The organism is uncultured Roseobacter sp., from assembly GCF_947495275.1.
Taxonomy (GTDB): domain Bacteria; phylum Pseudomonadota; class Alphaproteobacteria; order Rhodobacterales; family Rhodobacteraceae; genus Roseobacter.
In genome coordinates this window covers 1-16,888 of sequence record NZ_CANLYL010000006.1, presented here as the reverse complement: position 1 = coordinate 16,888, position 16,888 = coordinate 1, and the positions used below count along the sequence as shown (strand labels likewise).

Here is a 16,888-nt window from a genome sequence, read left to right as displayed (position 1 = left end):
ATGCGCAGCGACGTCTCTCACTTCAATTGCACCGTATCGGAGGGTATCGCCAGGATCTCTCTGGACCGGCCTGAACGGAAAAACCCGCTGACACTGGAGAGCTACGCAGAATTGCGAGACTGGTTTCGGGACCTGCATTACGCAGAGGATGTGAACGCCGTCGTTTTTGCGCCTAATGGCGGCAATTTCAGCTCGGGCGGGGACGTTCATGATATTATCGGTCCATTGACAAAGATGAGTATGAAAGAGCTTTTGACCTTTACGCGGATGACCGGCGATCTGGTCAAGGCGATGGTCAATTGCGGCAAACCGGTCATCGCCGCGGTAGATGGTGTCTGCGCAGGTGCAGGCGCGATAATCGCGATGGCCAGCGATCTGCGCATAACAACCCCGGACTCCAAAACCGCTTTTCTCTTCAACCGTGTCGGGTTGGCAGGATGTGACATGGGGGCTTGTGCCATTCTGCCACGGATCATTGGTCAGGGGCGGGCTGCGGAACTTCTATATCTGGGGCGCTCCATGACTGCCGAGGAGGGTCATGCCTGGGGATTTTTCAACAAGATCGTAGCGACAGACCAGCTGACCCAGGAAGCCAATGCGCTTGCGCGTCGCATCGCGGACGGTCCGGGTTTTGCAAATATGATGACCAAGACCATGCTGGCGCAGGAGTGGTCGATGTCCATCGAGCAGGCCATCGAGGCTGAGGCGCAGGCGCAGGCCATCTGCATGCAGGGGCAGGATTTTCACCGGGCCTACCATGCCTTTGTGGCCAAAGAAAAACCTGTCTTTGAGGGCGATTGATGGCAGATAAATCCTTTCTTCAATGGCCTTTTCTGGAAGACCGGCATCGCGCCCTGGCCGCGAAGCTGGAGGATTGGTCGCAATCCGCCTTGGGAGATGTCGATCACGGGGATACCGACGCTGCTTGTCGGGTTTTGGTGACACGTCTCGGAGAAGGCGGGTTTCTCACCCATTCGGGCTCGGAACGAGGCGTGCTGGATGTGCGCAGTCTCTGCCTGATCCGCGAAACGCTGGCGCGTCATGACAGTTTGGCGGATTTCGCCTTTGCAATGCAGGGGTTGGGTTCGGGTGCGATTTCCCTTTTTGGCTCACCCGATCAACGGGCGGAATGGTTGCCGAAAACCCGCTCCGGAGAGGCCATCGCCGCCTTTGCCCTCACCGAGCCGGGCTCCGGATCGGACGTCGCCAATTCTACGATGACAGCAGAACGCGACGGCGCTCACTATGTATTGAACGGCGAAAAAACCTGGATTTCCAACGGCGGCATTGCGGATGTCTACACCGTCTTTGCCCGTACCGGTGAAGCACCGGGTGCCAAGGGGCTATCTGCCTTTATTGTCACGCCAGATTTGCCCGGCTTCGAAGTAACGGAACGTTTGGAAACCATTGCCCCCCACCCGCTCGCCACCCTGCGCTTCAGCGACTGCCGCGTTCCGGCAGCGGCCTTGATCGGAGAGCGCGGACGGGGTTTCACCATCGCCATGTCGGTCCTGGATGTTTTCCGATCAACCGTCGCTGCTGCCGCTTTGGGGTTCGCCCGGCGGGCCTTGGACGAAACATTGACACGTGTCGAAACCCGGCAGATTCAGGGGGCCCCATTGTTTAATTTGCAAATGGTCCAAGGCCATATCGCCGACATGGCGCTGGACATAGATGCCGCGGCGCTGTTGGTCTACCGCGCGGCCTGGACCAAGGATAGCGGCGCGCCACGCGTGACCCGTGAGGCCGCGATGGCCAAACTCTTTGCAACAGATCGGGCGCAGAGCGTGATCGACAAAGCGGTACAGCTTCACGGTGGCGACGGTGTAAAATCGGGGGAAACGGTGGAACGTCTCTATCGCGACATCAGAGCGTTGCGCATCTATGAAGGCGCCTCAGACGTTCAACGTGTTGTCATTGCCAGACAGGTGCGCGCTGGTCATCCGCAATAGACAGGCCTCGGTTTTTAAGTCCAAGTCGATTTGGAGTTGCAAAACCCGAGGTCAACGGCGATTTCAAAACTCACTGGCATCTGCGGCAACGCTTCCCAAATCAACACACAATCTGAGACCTCTCTTTGACAATCTTTGAAATATGCCTTCTGACATCTGCCGGATTTCTCGCGGGCGTCATCAATGCAATTGCCGGAGGCGGCAGTTTTCTGACTTTCCCTGCACTCGTGTTTGCAGGTGTGCCAACCATCCCCGCCAACGCGACAAGCGCCGTGGCCGTCTTTCCGGGTTATCTAAGCGGTGCGTTGGGATATCTGGATGAACTACGCCTTTACCCGCGCAGACATTTGAGCGCGCTTCTGGGCTTGTCCGTACTTGGCGGCGTTCTGGGTTCGCTGTTGTTGCTGGTGACGCCCGCGACTGTGTTTTCTGCAGTGGTCCCATGGCTGCTAGGTTTCGCAACACTGGTCTTTGCATTGGGCAAACGCATCTCAAACTGGGCTGAACGGCGTTCGCAAACGACTGGAAACCTAGGTACGCTCAGCACCCTGATCGTCTGTATCTATGGCGGCTATTTCAACGGTGGCCTCGGTATCATTCTGCTGGCGCTGTTTTCGACGCTGGGTGTCCGGGATCTCAACGTTATGAACGGTCTCAAAAACGCGATGTCATTCATTCTTTCCGCAGCCTCAGTGGTCACTTTCGCCCTGGCGGGAATAATTTACTGGCCACAGGCTCTGCTGATGATGGTATCAGCGACCGTCGGAGGGTATTGTGGCGCATTGCTGGCCCGCAGGCTATCCGCGCGGGTCATCAGGTCAATCGTGATCTGTGTCGGAGTGGCAATGACGATTGTCTTCACTTTCAGAACCATCTGACGATGTCGTCGATCAGGTGACCGCAAGCAACTTCAGTCGCTGAATTTTCCCTGACGGGCCTTTGGGCAGTTCCGGCAAGAAATGAATGCGGTCAGGGGCTTTGAATCTGCCAAGTTTCTGCACGCAGATGTCCACGAGGTCATCGTTTGTCAGGCACGACCCCTCCCGGACCCGAACAGCAGCCTCCACCCGCTCACCATATGTCTTGCAGGGGCGCGCAAATGCAGCCGCTTCAATGACATCACCATGCGAATAAAGCGCCTCATCAATCTCGCGCGGGGCGATGTTCTCCCCCCCCTTGATGATCAACTCCTTGAGCCGCCCGGTGACGAACAGATATCCATCCGCGTCTTTTTTCCCCAGATCACCGGTACGCAGCCAACCGTCCGCGAAGGTCCCATTGGTGGCATCGGGGTTCTTGAGATATTCGAGCATCACATTGGGCCCACGAACCGCAATTTCGCCCTCTGTATCACAAGGACATTCGGTCAGATCGGGCGCAAGAATTGCAACCTCATTGCCATATGCAATTCCCGGAGACCCGATTTTGCGTATGCCCGGGGGCAGCGGGTTGGACAGGATCTGGGCTGCAGTTTCAGTCAATCCCATGGTCTCAATGATGGGAACATTGAACCTCTTTTCAAAGGCGCTTTGGACATCCGGCGCCAAAGCAGAAGAAGCCGAACGGCCAAACCGCAGCCGATCCATGGTTTCTGCGCCCGGTGCGCCCTTTGCATGGAGCAGATGGGAGATGATCGTCGGAACCACGGAGAACCAGGTGGCACCCATTTCACTGACCTGTGTCCAGAATCCGCTGACCGAGAATTTTGGGCACATCGCAACCGAACCGCCCGAAACGAGAGCCCCAATGACAGTCACACATAATCCGTTGATATGGCAAATGGGCAGAACGCAGAGTGCACGGTCCCGAGGCGAAAGGTCATGGGCAATTGCCGTGGTCCACCCGCCGGCAAGCAGGCTTGACTGTGTATGCACAACCCCTTTTGGCCGACCTGTCGTACCGGATGTGTACATCAACAGCGCATGATCCGATGGCGCCACGTCGTGTAATTTCGCGTCAATCACCGCGACAGATACATCCATCGTTGCCATCGCTCCAGGCCGTGTGGCGTCAAAAAGCGACCGGACGCTGTCATGGACGATCGCGACCTTCGCTTCACTATGCTCCAGTGCATAGGAAATCGCATCCTGACCAGCCGCAAGGTTGATCATGGTGGCGCGGAACCCGCCGTAGACCGCACCATAAAAAGCCAGCACGCCTTCGCGGCCGTTAGGTTGGAGGATCGCGACACTTTCACCCTTCTCAAGGCCTTGGGCCGTGAGGGCCATGGCTATCTTTCTGGCTTCAGCCTGAAGAGACTTCCAATCCAATCCTTCAGAGTCATCCCAGAAGACAAACGCTGTCCCACCGTTCGCGGCGCGATGATCAATCCAGTCGCGCAGCGTCCCCTTTGGGGGCGTATCCGGCGCGAAGATCATTGACCAGCGACTTCCCAGTAGTCGCCGAAGATGTCTGCAACTTCTGGCTCGCGCGGCGGAATTTCGCGAATGACTTTTGTCGTTTGCAAGAAATGCCGCCAATGCAGGTTGTCATCAATAGAGTTTCCGCCCCATGATCCGCAGCCCATGGAGAGCGAAAAGGGCATTCCATTGTTAAAAGCCCCGCCGGTCGCGAAACAATGCGCCTGATTGACGATCACGCGACAGGTCGGAATGGCCCTACCCAGTTGCAAAGCCCGATCATCCTTTCGCGAGTGCAGACCAATGGAATGTCCTGCTCCCTGATGGGCGAGAATTTTCCCGGCAACGGTCACGGCATCGGAAAAATCTGCCGCACGATAGAGTGCTGCCACACGTGACAGCTTCTCTCCAGATAACGGGTGTTCATGGCCGATGCCCGAGGTCTCAACCGCGAGGAATTTGGTTTCTGCCGGGACCTCCTGCGTCAATCCCAGTGCTTGCAGCATCTTGTCGGCATCCTGCGCGATTACCGCGCGATTGAGATGCCCGTCGGGCCAAAGCGCGGCAACGATACGACCTTCGTTCTTTACCAAAGCCCCCCCAGCTTTCGCCAGTTCCGCAACAAATGCGTCGTAGATTTCATCAACGACCACAATCGCGTTTTCCGACGAACAGGATGTGGCGTTGTCGAAGGTCTTGGACGCCGTGATCTTCTCTGCCGCTGCTTTCAGATCGCAGGTTTCGTCAACGATCACGGTGACATTGCCTGCACCAACGGCAAGCGCGGGCGTGCCAGAGGTATAGGCCCGTTTGACGTTATTCTGCGACCCCGTCACGACGATCAGATCGGTGGTTTCCAACAGACGCTGAGTCTTCTCCTTACTGCCCTTGCCCGGCACCATCTGCACCAGATCATGGTCTTCGCCAATCTTGTCGAATTCCGCGTGAACGTATTTCAGCAGGGTCTCGCAGGCGGGCACGCCCTTGGGTGACGGCGACAGGACAATGGCATTGCCACATTTCAAAGCGTTGATGATGTTGTTGGCCGGCGTCGCCGCGGGATTTGTGGAGGGCACGACGGCGCCGATCACACCCATCGGGCGGGCGATTTCGGTGATACCTGTTTCCGGGTCATCGGCGATCACGCCGTATGTCTTGGCCGGCGCAATATCGCGCATCAGACCCAAGGTTTTGCGATGGTTCTTGGTGATCTTGTCCGGCACGTTGCCGAGGCCGGTTGTCTCGACCGCAAGCTCCGCAAGATGGCGGTTACGGGTGGGTTCCATGATGGCCCAGGCAGCGGCCTGTGCAGCTCGGTCGTAACGGGCCTGCGATCCACCGACCTCATAAGCTTTTTGCGCGTGGCGCGCCCTTGCAACAATGGCATCAACCTCGGCAAGATCATCATGGACGTTCATTTGCATGTTCCTCTGAAGGGGGTCCCCACCCGGCTGACCGGATGGGGACGGCGTAGATTACAAACCGGCCAGCAGTTCTTTCAGCGTTTCTTCGCGCGCGGCCCACATGGCCAGAACCTCGTCGCGGGTCATGATGTGCATGGGCGATCCGCCCGCTTTCATCTTGCCCGCGACGCGGCTGTTCTCGAACATGGTCGGAACCGTTTCTGCAAGCTTGTCGATGATCCCCTGCGGCGTACCCTTGGGCACCATCACGCCGCGAAAGTTTACAGAGGCATTGTCGACATCCAGACCACCTTCCATCATCGTGGGAACATCCGGCAAAAAGTCGTTCCGCTCCAGATCGGCGACCGCGAGGATTTTGACATTGCCCGCCTCACGCGCACGGAAAGCATCGCTAAGGTTATTGATACCAGCCATGACTTCGCCTGCAATCACCGCTTTCATGGCCGCAGCACCACCGCCTTTTGTCGGGATATAGGCCATTTTCATATCGCCCGCTTTTTCCATTTGCAGTGCGGCAATGTGGTGACCGACGAAAAGCCCCGCGCCCGAGGTGGTCAGCTTACCTGGATTGCCCTTGGCAAAATCGACCACATCCTGAAGCGTGTTGAATTCGCTGTCCGCGCCGACAACCAGCACGGCGGGATCCGCGCCCCAATTGGCGATGGGCTCGAAACTGTCCGCCGAATACTCGACACCGCCCTTGATCGACTGTGCGATGAAATGCGGAACGTTATATGCACCAAGCGTATAACCATCCGCTTCGGCCTGACCGGCAAGCCAGTTCCAGCCGACACGGCCCCCTGCGCCCGGTTTGTTGAGGATCGCGATCGGCATGCCGAGCGCATCCTCGTTCCCGGCGGTCATCGTCACGATGCGCGCTTGAAAATCCGTGGCCCCCCCGGCTCCGTAGCTGACCATCATCATGATCGGTCGGTCTGGGTAGTTTGCGTGACCATCCGCCGTCGCGGTCGTGGTCAGTCCCATTAGGGCAATGGCGGCCCCTGCGAGTAGTTTCTTCATGGTAGTTCCTCCCAAAATGATCTGCCGCTGTTTGCGGTTCAGAAATATATCTCTCGCGGTGTGTAGACTTTCAGCAGCAAGGCGAAGAGACCGTACATGACAGCCATAAAGCAGGCCGTGATGATGATGCGTTTGAGCCAGGATTTGAGCACGCCGTGTGGTGCCGGATCGTAAAGGCTCAACAGAATAAAAAAGGCGATGGAGGTTGCGGTATAAAACCCCAATCCCTTGGCCGCCCAGAAGATGTAGATCAGGGCGATGATCAAACCCGGTGCCAGATTTCGGAGCTGCCTGGCGGAAATGCCGTTGCCAACCTTGGTCCAGCCGAGACAGGCTTTGGCAAATGTCCAGAGGGCCAGAACGACAAAGACAGTCGCGATCAGGCGCGGAAACAAAAAGGCTTCGGACGGTTGCTGGGTGTAGCTGACATAGGCGACCCAGATGCCGACGGCGGCCACGATCCCCGACCCTATGATGTGCTGAACACGCGGCAAGCTGATATCACTCATGCCATGATCTCCTCTTTGGAGGTGTAGCGACGGCTGCGTAACTCCATGTAAGCGGAGTAGAAAATCGAGGCGATGACCACCGCGATCAGGAAGAGGTTGAGCGCGCCGCCGAGGAAATAGGGACCCATTCCATCTGTTGCAGTGGCGATCATGCTGCCCTGGATGAAATTCGCCTCAGCAATGGGTCCGAGGATCAGACCCAGCACCAGTGGGGCGGCGGAAAAGCCAAAGCGTTCGAGGAAGTACATCATCACGCCAAGCCCGGCCATGACGTAGACATCTCCCATGCTGGACTGCACCGAGTAGCTGCCAAAGACCGCAAGACCCAGAACCACCGCAGCCATCACGCTTTGCGGCACCTGAGCCACGCGCGCTGCCATGCCGGCCACATAGAGACCAAAAATACACATCAGTATCTGGCCGATCAGCATCGAATTGATGAATGTCCAGGCCACATCCGGGTGATTGTCGAAAAGGTCGGTGCCTGGGAAAATGCCATGGATCAGCAGCCCGCCCAACAGCACTGCCGCCGTGGGCGAGCCGGGGATCGAAAGGGTCAGCAACGGCACCAGCGACGGGCCAACCATCGCGTTGTTTGCCGATTCCGCCGCGACAAGACCTTCGGGATGGCCGGTGCCGAATTTGTCACGATCAGGGCTGAACTTCTTGGATTGGTCGTAGGCAACAAGCCCGGCGATCTGCCCGCCGACACCCGGGATCAGGCCGATGACGGAGCCTGTCAGGGTCCCGATGCTCATGGCGCGCTTGTTGCGCATCAATTCCGTTATCGCGCCGGAAATCGGGTGTTTTTGAACCTGAATGACTTCCGCACCATCGTTCCGGCGGCCTTTGGCGAACATGGTGATCACCTGCGGGATGGCAAAAAGCCCGATCAATGCCGCAATGATATTGATGCCGCCTCCAAGGGCCGGGTGGAAGATGAACCGCTGCGCGCCCATGATGTCATCAAAACCGATTGTGGCCAGCCACAAGCCGATACACCCCGAAAGCAACCCCTTCACCACCGAACGCGAATCCAGAGACCCGATGACAGTTACCCCGAGGATCGCCAGCCAGAAGAGATGACTGGGACCAAAGGCCAGAGCCCATTTCGCCAGCACAGGCGTCAGAAAGATCAGCAAGAGAACACCGAATATCCCCCCGACAGCCGAGGACAGAAATGACAATTGCAGCGCTTTGGCCCCCTCGCCTTTTTGCGCCATTGTGTGGCCGTCGAGCGTTGTGGCGATGTTCGCCGGAGCACCGGGAATTTTCAGCAATATGGCCGAGACTGCACCGCCCGCCACTGTGGATGTATAGGCCGCACCCAGCAGAATGAGGCCCTGCGCCGCCTCAAGTTGAAACGTAAATGGAATGAGCAAGGCCACGGCCATGGTGGGTGATAACCCGGGCGTCGCCCCCAGGATGAGCCCGCCAATGGTGCCCAGCAAGAGCAGCCCAAAGTTGATGGGTGTAAAGACATCGCCGAAATAGAAGATGAATTCCATTTAAAGGCTCCCCAGCCAAACTTCCTTGACAAAACAGGGTAGGCAATGAAAATAGTTTTGCAAATGTTTTCATTTTTGAGCTCATATTTTCCTATAAGGCACTGATAAATGATAGATAAAGTGGATATATTTGCCGTTGCAAAGCGCGCCAAAGTTTCTATTTCGACGGTTTCGCGGACGTTCAATCACCCCGATCAGGTAAAACCTGCGACTCGCAAAAAGATTGACAAAGCGGTGCGCGACCTGGGCTACATCCGAAACCGTGCCGCCCAGACGATGCATGGTATCCGGAGCGGAACGATTGGCCTTGTGGTCCCGACAATTGATCACACGATCTTCGCGGAACTCATTCAGGCGTTTTCACAGTCGGTGGAAGCGCATGGTTTCGTAATTCTGGTGGCATCCCATGGATACGACCTGGAACGCGAATATGCGGCAGTTCGCAAATTCCTTGAACATCGCGTGGATGGCGTGGCGCTCATCGGGCAGGACCATTCCGAAGAGACCTACCAATTGCTGGAAAGTAACAAGACACCCGCCATATCGATCTGGAATTACGACGCGGAATCGCGGCTGTCCTGTGTGGGGGCTGACAATGCTCTGGCCGGCCAACTGGCGGCGCAATGTTTGCTGGATCACGGTCACCGGGATATCGGGCTTTTGTTTCCGCCCCTTCCCGACAATGACCGTGCCCGAGGGCGATTTGATGGGGCATGCAAGACCCTGGCGGCAGCGGGTGTGGATCTGCAGGAACGATGGATGACCGAAAGTCTTTATAGCCTGTCTGAAGCCAAACAAGCGGTGACGGGGATTCTCAATCAAGAGCACAAGCCCACCGCCTTGCTATGCGGCAATGATGTGCTGGCGGTCGGCGCATTGTATGGCGCACAAAGTATCGGGCTGAAGGTCCCTGATCACCTTTCGATCATCGGCATTGGCGATTTCAAAGGGTCCGAAGAAATGACACCCGCCTTGACCACGGTCCGTCTGCCAGCACGTGAAATCGGCCACCTCGCCGGGCAACAGCTGGCGGGCTCCATTGTTGGCAACCTGAATCAAACCGTGCGCATCAACTGCGCTATTACCCTGAACACCCGCGAGACCTGCAAGCGGCTTCAACAGTTTTGAACCCGGTCACGGTTTCGGCCCGTTTTTCACCCGCTGCACAAAATTGTATCCGATGATGAGCCCCAGAACGGCGATTAACCAGATCACGAAGATGCGTGGCCAGAACGATCGGTAGTCGCAAATGTCCAGGATCAGCAACATCGCGATCACAGCAGCCATGCCGATCCAGACAACACCAAGCCGGAAGGCCAACTGATTGATGGCGCCGCTATAGAACGACCGCAGCGTCAGAATGAGCACAAAAACAAAGAGGGCCGCCGCGATCAGCGAAATATAGGCACGGTTCGGACAAGCCCATGTGCAGACCTGTTCCAGCGGAACCCGAATGGTGCTGAGCTCCTTGGGAAGGCTGTGCAGGTTCCAGTCCCCGGCGATTGTTGCCTTGATCGTGGCGATATCCGTATCTTCCAACCGCGGGACCGGCCAGAACCCAATACCCGAAAAGTTGTCTTCAAAATAGATTACGTCATCAACGAATTGCGAATATTTCAGCGCCTCTTCGTCAGTAACGTCGCTTTCCTGATGGCGCTGAAATACGAACTCGTGCCCGCTGGGGGGGACAATCGGAATGATGCTGCGCAGGATTTCCGACCGCTCCTTACCGCGGAAATCACTGCGATCCATGCGGGCGCGCAGACGCTTTTTCGTTTCCGTCGTTGGGCGCTCCAGAAAGATCAGGATCTTGTCCACGATCTTTGCCTCTTCCTGCTCCTTGCGGGAAAACTGTCCTTCTTCCTGACCCTCCACACGTTTCTGCGCCAAGGACCGGCCGGTCAAAAGCAGATCGCTGAGGTTGCTCAACACCGGTTCTTGGCCGGGGATGTCGATCAGGGCGAAATCAAGTGCAATATTCACATGTTGGTTTTCAGGCTGCGGTAACTTGGCGTGCACTGCGCGAACGATATCGATCAGGTTCTGGGCATTCAGATCAGCCATCGTCTTGTTTGCATAGTTTTCAAAAACCAGCGTCACACCGTCGGGATAGGTCGCATCAAAGAGCGTCGGCAGCGCGGCGCGAAGGTCTGCCACCGTTTCAGTTGGAATACGCTCAAAGGCTTGCAACTGTTTGGTGATTTCGGTGGTGGCATTATCAATTTCACTTGCCGTCCAGTTGGACCAGTCACGCAGATCAAACGCCACATCCACTTTGGCACGATGCCGGTGCGCCGAATTCACAAAACTCCGCCGGGCCTCAATCCAACGATCTCGATGGATCAGGGACAGGTTTCGCGTCGTTTCATCGCCTTCGGGGTTGGCATAGGTCATCTCCATTCCATAGAACGCGAGACGACTGATCAATTCGAAATCGACAAGTTGCAATGTCGGCGCAGGCGGGGCGTCTTCACTGTCGTCCGGGGGCGGTGCATCTTTGAGGGGCGCGAACCAGAAAGGGTAGAACCCATAGACTTCTGCGGTGTCGTCTCTTTTCGGAACGCATCCGCAATCGGGCGCCGCCAAAGGACCAAATGCACGTTCCTTGAATTTGTCAGGGACCTCGCGTTGCGCCAATGCGGCAGCAGCGGCGACCAGTTGTTCCGACAAGGGCGGCTCCGAGGGGTCCGCGCCTTCCGCAGGGGGCACGGCGTTTAATGCGGATTGAAACAGCCTTGCTGACGGATACTCGACACCCACCAATGATCTAAGCCGTGTCGCAAGGTCGTCGCTGGTGGGGTCATCCACCAGATCGCTGACATCCGGCAAGTCAAGAATTCTGGACTTGAGACTGGGTGTGAGGGACCATGTAGACATGATCACCGGTTCGATCTGTGCCATCTTATCGGCGACTTCTGCGGCAATCTGTTCCTGGGCGACCGGGCGTAGAATGCGGCGCACATCTCCTTTCAGGATTTCAGGCTGGGTCGCAGGCAGGTAGTTGCTGGTTGCGAGCGCTTCCCGAAAGGCGTCGTTCAGAACCGTGCTGGCGATGGCCAAATCCGTGGCATCCGTAACTCCAATCGTCGCCGGTGGTTCGGGCAATTCATACTCCGGGACACCTTCGGGCAAGGTGTCCAACACCGGAGGAACCGGCTCCGCAGCCGCAGCAAGTGTAGTTGCGGCCACTTCGACTTCTTCGTTTATCGTCAGCGTCACCTGTCCTGTCACAGCGGCGGTGAGCCCGGAGATCAATGTCTCTTCATCCGGGGCGATGCGCCCGATGAAGGGTTCGACCACGGGCATAACGTCCTGCAGTTGGTCGATAAAGCTGAGAGATTTGGTGGCGTTTTCATCTATCAGGAACGCTCTGGGCAGGAATTCTGGGCCGATGACCAGTTCCTTGATCTGGTCCATGGTGCATTGATCAAGCACACCCTGCAAATTGACCTGCAATGCTGCCCATAACTGCTGCGCGCTTGCAAACTGCATGTCCTTGACAGCTTCAAATGCTGTCTGCACATCAACGTTTTCCGTAAGCGCCTTCAGATTATCCTCCGAAAACGCGAAGTAACGTGTCGAACTGTCGACGGCATGAACCGTGCAGGATGCCGGTTTGGCGACTGGTACGGGCGTATCGACCACGACGGGGGCGGTCAGTTTGCTATCGTCATACTCCTTGAGCAACGCCAGCACGGCTGGAACAGATCCCAGCAAGCGCGGCAGCCTGTCTCCCGCCGATTGCCCGAGCCAGGTTCCGAATGCGTCCGACATCAGATCATCTACGCCGCCGGGCATGGTAAGGTCGATCTGGCCTATGCGCGCCATTGCCGACAGGAAATCCTCGCCTGTGCCCGCAATCGGGAAGGCGGTGCAGATATCGACCAGCGCATAGCCAAGATCCGGACCGGACAGAAGATCGAGCGCTGCCTGAACCTCGGCTGAAAGAGCCTCGGTTGCGCTCAGTGCATTGCAATCCGCGACGGATGTCGTTCCCGTCAGAGCTGCCGATGCGACGTGCGGCCCTGCCGCTAATCTAAGCGCCAGCCGCGACGTCGCATTCGACTGCGCCAGGCCGGAAATCACATCGTTCGACAATACGAGGCTGCGCCATTCGGAAACGAGCCCGGATAGAACGCCGTAATCTGTTGCTAAATCAAGAGTCTGAGTGATATCCGGGCCATTCCCCCTTCGCGGCACATCCTCACAGAGCTTCACAAGGGCAGCGCGGGTCACGCTGCCCATAAACCCGTCTTTCAGACGTGCGTTACTGTCTTCAAGCGCGGCGCGCAGACCAGTTTGGACGGTGCCGACGTCATATCCCTCAAATGCCTCATTCCCGAGGGTCTGGAAGTCAGTACAATTGGCCAAGGCTGCCACCGGTGTTCCAATCGCAAGGGCAGCAACAACCCAAAAACGGGTCAGAAAACGTCTGATAATCGTCATGACGTACGTCCTTCTTTGCGCATCTCGGTCGTGATGGCATGTTTGAAATCTTCGGCCGCAACGGTTGCGCTTTCGCGACGCAAAGCGGTGATTGCAGCGGTACGGGCAACATTGGAAATCGATCCGCCTACCAGAGCATAATCACGGGCCATTTTCTGGACATCGACATCATCCGCCAACGGAACCTTTGCCAGCACGTTCTGCCAGATTTGAAGCCTCTGCCCGGTATCCGGTTTAACAAAGCCAACGGACATCTGGAATCTGCGGAAAAACGCATCATCAATGTTACTGCGCAGGTTTGTGGCAAGGATCACAAGGCTCTCGCAATCTTCGATCCGCTGCAACAAATAGGCCACTTCCTGATTGGCGTATCGGTCATTTGACGAAGATGTCGCACTGCGCGCACCAAAGAGGGCATCCGCCTCGTCAAAGAACAATATCCATTCCCGTTCAGCCGCCATGTCAAACACAAGACCAAGGTTTTTTTCGGTCTCGCCAATGTATTTGGACACAACCATCGACAGGTCCACGCGGTAGACATCCATGCCCGTCCGCTTTCCCAAAAGGGAGGCGGTCAGCGTCTTTCCCGTCCCTGGCGGGCCATAAAAAAGTGCCTTGAAACCCTTGCCAAATTGCTTGTGCAGACCCCAGTCCGACAGGATTTTTTCCCGGTTTTCCAGCCACGCGATGACGTGGCCCAAGGCGTAGTGCAAATCTCTGGGCAAGACGAGATCCGACCATTCCAGGCTCGTCTGCAAGCGTTGCGCAGGGAAACTCGGCGAAAAGTCCGGGCGCGGCGGGGAGCCTTCACACAACGCCACCAGCCGGTGCACCGAGATATCCAGAAGGTTCCCAAACGCCTTGGTCTCCGGACCCGCCGTTCCCAACAGTATCCCTGCTCGTTTTCGTAAAGGGCGATCCGCCTCAAAAATCGCCATGGCCGCAATGCGGTCCGAAGTCTCCGCGCCAGCAAGCAGGAACAGCGCAGTCTCTGCGGTTGGTTGGAACCCACCTGCCCCGCTATGTTGCCCGCCAAACTGTGAAAAGGCCCTGTCGATCGCCGCGTTTTTTACAAAGAACGGATCGAGGATCGCGGAATTCACATGCGGTGCAATCGCCAGAGCGATCACCAGCCGCTCGCCGACGCTCAAGTGGTTTTCAGTAACAAGCTCCTGCAAAGCCGAGCCGGGCCGAAGCGGCGGAGGTGAGGGCATAACGAATGCAGCCCCCGTCGCATCAAAGAAATGGGAAAGCCGCGTCTCGATGACCTGCGACAACCACGCCAGTTCCGCTTCGACAGCCACAGCATGGGGCGTCGCATTCCCTTTCAGCTCAACAAGATTAGGGGCGCTAGGCATCGGTGTCCCTCCAGCGAATATGGCAGGGCATCGACATCCATGGGAGTGCAACTGTCGGGCCCAACGACCAGGGTAACCCGTCAAGCAGCACATCAAAGGGCCCGGGATCGACCCGAAGATGAGCGCCAGTGTCATCAAAGTGAAGGGAACCGCCGCGCCGCACAAACGCTTCCTGTAAACCGGCTGGGGAGGTTTGGCCCAGCCTTGCCCATTGATCGATCACAGCACGGATCAAACTGTCGACCAGATCAAGTTCGACAGCTGACAATTCGTCAGGAACGGGCGCCTCCATGCCATCGGGCATCCCCAACAAAACCCGGTGCAACGGGTCCATGGGACCGGGCAAGTCATTCACCCCCGCAAGGGCATTGAGGACAGCTGCGGCCCGATTAATTTGATCAGGCAACAAATCATCCTTGGAGGTCAGCAAATCCATCCTCGAAAAGAGCATCTTATAGTAAGGGTGGAACAGGATCAGCCCGGCATGGGCCGTTAGCAATTGATGTTGCGAAGCCTGATTGGGCGGTATTCTCGGAGTCGCTTGATCGCTGGAAACATCTGGTGTTGCGGCCTCCAGAAGCTGCTGGAGAATGGATTTCAACCGATACCGCAACGCCGGCGGCACCTGACCAGAAGCGTACCCAACCCGTACAACCAACAACCGCAACAAGGCGTTCCGCGCCATCTGTTCTGGTGCGATCAGTTGCAGCAGATCTTTGACAAAATGTGGAAGATCCCTGTCCACCACCCCGTTTTGCGCGACCATGTCGAGCAGCAGACGGTCTTCGATGCCCAGTTTTTCCCATTCAAGTTCGGCAGCGCTCAGAACCTGCGCGGCTTCATGCTCGATGGATAACTTTCCATAGCCGTCTTTTGCCGCTTGCGGCAAAGCCGACCATATTGCGGCGACGGTCGCGCGAAAATCCTGTGCGTGCGCTCCAAATGCTGCCTCAACAAGCGCATCGACGACATCCCCGGACGACGGAAAATCTGGAGGCAGCGTATCCGTCGCATCGGGCCTGGTTTGAGAAGAATTCTCAGGTTGGGAAGTGCGGAATATCGGTGTCGCGTCTGATCCGTCATCATTCGGTGCAAGCGGCCTTGTTGTCTGGTCTGCCCTTGGCGGACCAGCGTGACTGGCGGAACGCGCAGGTGTTGAACCAATCGTGCCTTCCTCCTCGGTTACCGACAGCGGGGCGTCGTTGCGACGCTGATCATCGGCGGGTGTGGCGTTTTCAGCGTACCTACGGTTGGTATTAACAGATCGTTCAGAAAGAGCCCCCTCTCCGCCTTGCCCGACATCAGAAGCAACGCGCTGATCCTTTGCATCGCTCTTCGCTTGCGACTCTTTCAGCAACTCCTCTGCCTTCCGTCTCTCAGAGGTGAAGGTGAGTTTCGACTCAGCGAAAAACTCCTCTGATGATGTCGACGCAAGAGGCGTTTCCTGACCTTCAACTGATGGAAGATCACCACCCGGCAGGTGCCCATCGTCCGACGCCGCGGAGTCCAAGTTGACGTCTTTCTCGACTTCAGTCCCGGGTTTTATGCGTCCCGGGTTTGGCGCCGAAGCTTCCGGTGTCGCGCCATCCAGCTGCCCGGGTTCCAAATCCGTTACATCTTGCAAATCCGGTTTCTGGCCCCGTTCCGGATCATCCCTGGAAGCTCTCCTTTCAGATCGGAAATCACGTTCAGGCGACCCTGGCGTAACTGACCCTTTTAACCGCCGGTTAGACCCGTCAAGCGTCGGACCCCGATAATGATCACTTTCAACCGCATCGCGTTCTTGCTGGTTCTTCGATTGGTCGGCGTTGGATGATCGGTCGAAAGCGTCAGGCCGCGCGTGGTCAGCATCCTCAACATTGTCAGGTCTCGCAGATGAGTGATCTGTGCTCACCCGCTTGGCTATCTTCTGCGCCTCCCCGGAAACGTCTGACACGCCAGCACGCGTCCCAGCGCCGCTATCTTCTCCTGAAACGATATCCGAGTTTCCCGGCTCATCCCTCTGCGAAGGCTGCGTGTCTCGGTTCGCACCAGCGTCGTTGCGCCTCTGACCCTCTTTGCTTGCCGCATCAAAAGCCTGATCTGCCAGGCCCGTTTCCTCCGATCTATTCCACTCAGGAGGTGCCGCAACATCCTGTTCGCCCCCTCTTTCTTTCAACTGACCAGGTCCAGACGCAATTTTGCGCCGTGAAATCCAAACAGGCGGATTCATTGGAAGATTGACATGGTCAGTCTGGTCAGTCTGGTCAGTCTGGTCAGTCTGGTCAGTCTGGTCAGTCTGGTCAGTCTGGTCAGTCTGGTCAGTCTGGTC

At 57.0% G+C, this 16,888-nt stretch carries 12 protein-coding genes; 4 read left to right on the top strand and 8 right to left on the bottom strand.

Features of this window, described 5'->3' with window-relative positions:
• The 3 genes from Q0802_RS12355 to Q0802_RS12345 all read left to right on the top strand — a co-directional run bounded on the left by Q0802_RS12355 (nt 1) and on the right by Q0802_RS12345 (nt 2,830).
• Nucleotides 1-801 (top strand): enoyl-CoA hydratase family protein, encoded by an 801-nt coding sequence (locus Q0802_RS12355; protein WP_298918519.1) that lies wholly within the window; start codon nt 1-3, stop codon nt 799-801.
• A complete protein-coding gene (locus tag Q0802_RS12350; RefSeq protein WP_298918516.1) occupies nt 801-1,952 on the top strand; it encodes an acyl-CoA dehydrogenase family protein in 1,152 nt (383 codons plus the stop codon). Before Q0802_RS12355 ends, Q0802_RS12350 begins: the two co-directional genes overlap by 1 nt.
• Nucleotides 1,953-2,077: 125 nt before the next feature.
• Nucleotides 2,078-2,830 carry a sulfite exporter TauE/SafE family protein gene (locus Q0802_RS12345; RefSeq protein WP_298918513.1) on the top strand — a complete coding sequence of 251 codons (753 nt, stop codon included), beginning with the start codon at nt 2,078-2,080 and terminating at the stop codon, nt 2,828-2,830.
• A 12-nt stretch (nt 2,831-2,842) separates the two neighbouring features.
• Here the strand turns inward: Q0802_RS12345 and Q0802_RS12340 are convergent, their stop codons facing one another.
• From Q0802_RS12340 to Q0802_RS12320, 5 genes are read right to left on the bottom strand one after another with little or no spacing between them, the layout of a single operon-like run.
• Entirely contained in the window at nt 2,843-4,330 is a 1,488-nt protein-coding gene (locus Q0802_RS12340; protein WP_298918510.1) for an AMP-binding protein, read from the bottom strand.
• Nucleotides 4,327-5,730: an aldehyde dehydrogenase family protein gene (locus Q0802_RS12335; RefSeq protein ID WP_298918507.1), complete on the bottom strand. Its 1,404-nt coding sequence runs from the start codon at nt 5,728-5,730 to the stop codon at nt 4,327-4,329. The genes Q0802_RS12340 and Q0802_RS12335 overlap by 4 nt, the downstream gene beginning before the upstream one ends.
• 57 nt (nt 5,731-5,787) lie before the next feature.
• Complete coding sequence (locus Q0802_RS12330) at nt 5,788-6,756, bottom strand: tripartite tricarboxylate transporter substrate binding protein (RefSeq protein ID WP_298918504.1); 969 nt, start codon at nt 6,754-6,756, stop codon at nt 5,788-5,790.
• 38 nt (nt 6,757-6,794) lie between these two features.
• Nucleotides 6,795-7,265 (bottom strand): tripartite tricarboxylate transporter TctB family protein, encoded by a 471-nt coding sequence (locus tag Q0802_RS12325; protein WP_298918502.1) that lies wholly within the window; start codon nt 7,263-7,265, stop codon nt 6,795-6,797.
• Nucleotides 7,262-8,773, bottom strand: a complete 1,512-nt coding sequence (locus Q0802_RS12320) for a tripartite tricarboxylate transporter permease (RefSeq protein ID WP_298918499.1) — start codon at nt 8,771-8,773, stop codon at nt 7,262-7,264. The genes Q0802_RS12325 and Q0802_RS12320 overlap by 4 nt, the downstream gene beginning before the upstream one ends.
• Before the next feature lie 108 nt (nt 8,774-8,881).
• Between Q0802_RS12320 and Q0802_RS12315 the strand changes: the two genes are divergently transcribed.
• Nucleotides 8,882-9,901 (top strand): LacI family DNA-binding transcriptional regulator, encoded by a 1,020-nt coding sequence (locus tag Q0802_RS12315; protein ID WP_298918497.1) that lies wholly within the window; start codon nt 8,882-8,884, stop codon nt 9,899-9,901.
• A 6-nt stretch (nt 9,902-9,907) separates the two neighbouring features.
• On the opposite strand, the gene Q0802_RS12310 is transcribed toward Q0802_RS12315, so the two are convergent.
• The 3 genes from Q0802_RS12310 to Q0802_RS12300 are packed head-to-tail and all read right to left on the bottom strand — an operon-like array spanning nt 9,908 to nt 16,735.
• Nucleotides 9,908-13,219: a hypothetical protein gene (locus Q0802_RS12310; RefSeq protein ID WP_298918495.1), complete on the bottom strand. Its 3,312-nt coding sequence runs from the start codon at nt 13,217-13,219 to the stop codon at nt 9,908-9,910.
• Nucleotides 13,216-14,577, bottom strand: coding sequence for an ATP-binding protein (locus Q0802_RS12305; RefSeq protein WP_298918492.1), 1,362 nt, complete (start codon nt 14,575-14,577; stop codon nt 13,216-13,218). The genes Q0802_RS12310 and Q0802_RS12305 overlap by 4 nt, the downstream gene beginning before the upstream one ends.
• Nucleotides 14,570-16,735 (bottom strand): contractile injection system tape measure protein, encoded by a 2,166-nt coding sequence (locus Q0802_RS12300; RefSeq protein WP_298918489.1) that lies wholly within the window; start codon nt 16,733-16,735, stop codon nt 14,570-14,572. Before Q0802_RS12300 ends, Q0802_RS12305 begins: the two co-directional genes overlap by 8 nt.
• Between the last annotated feature and the right edge of the window lie 153 nt (nt 16,736-16,888).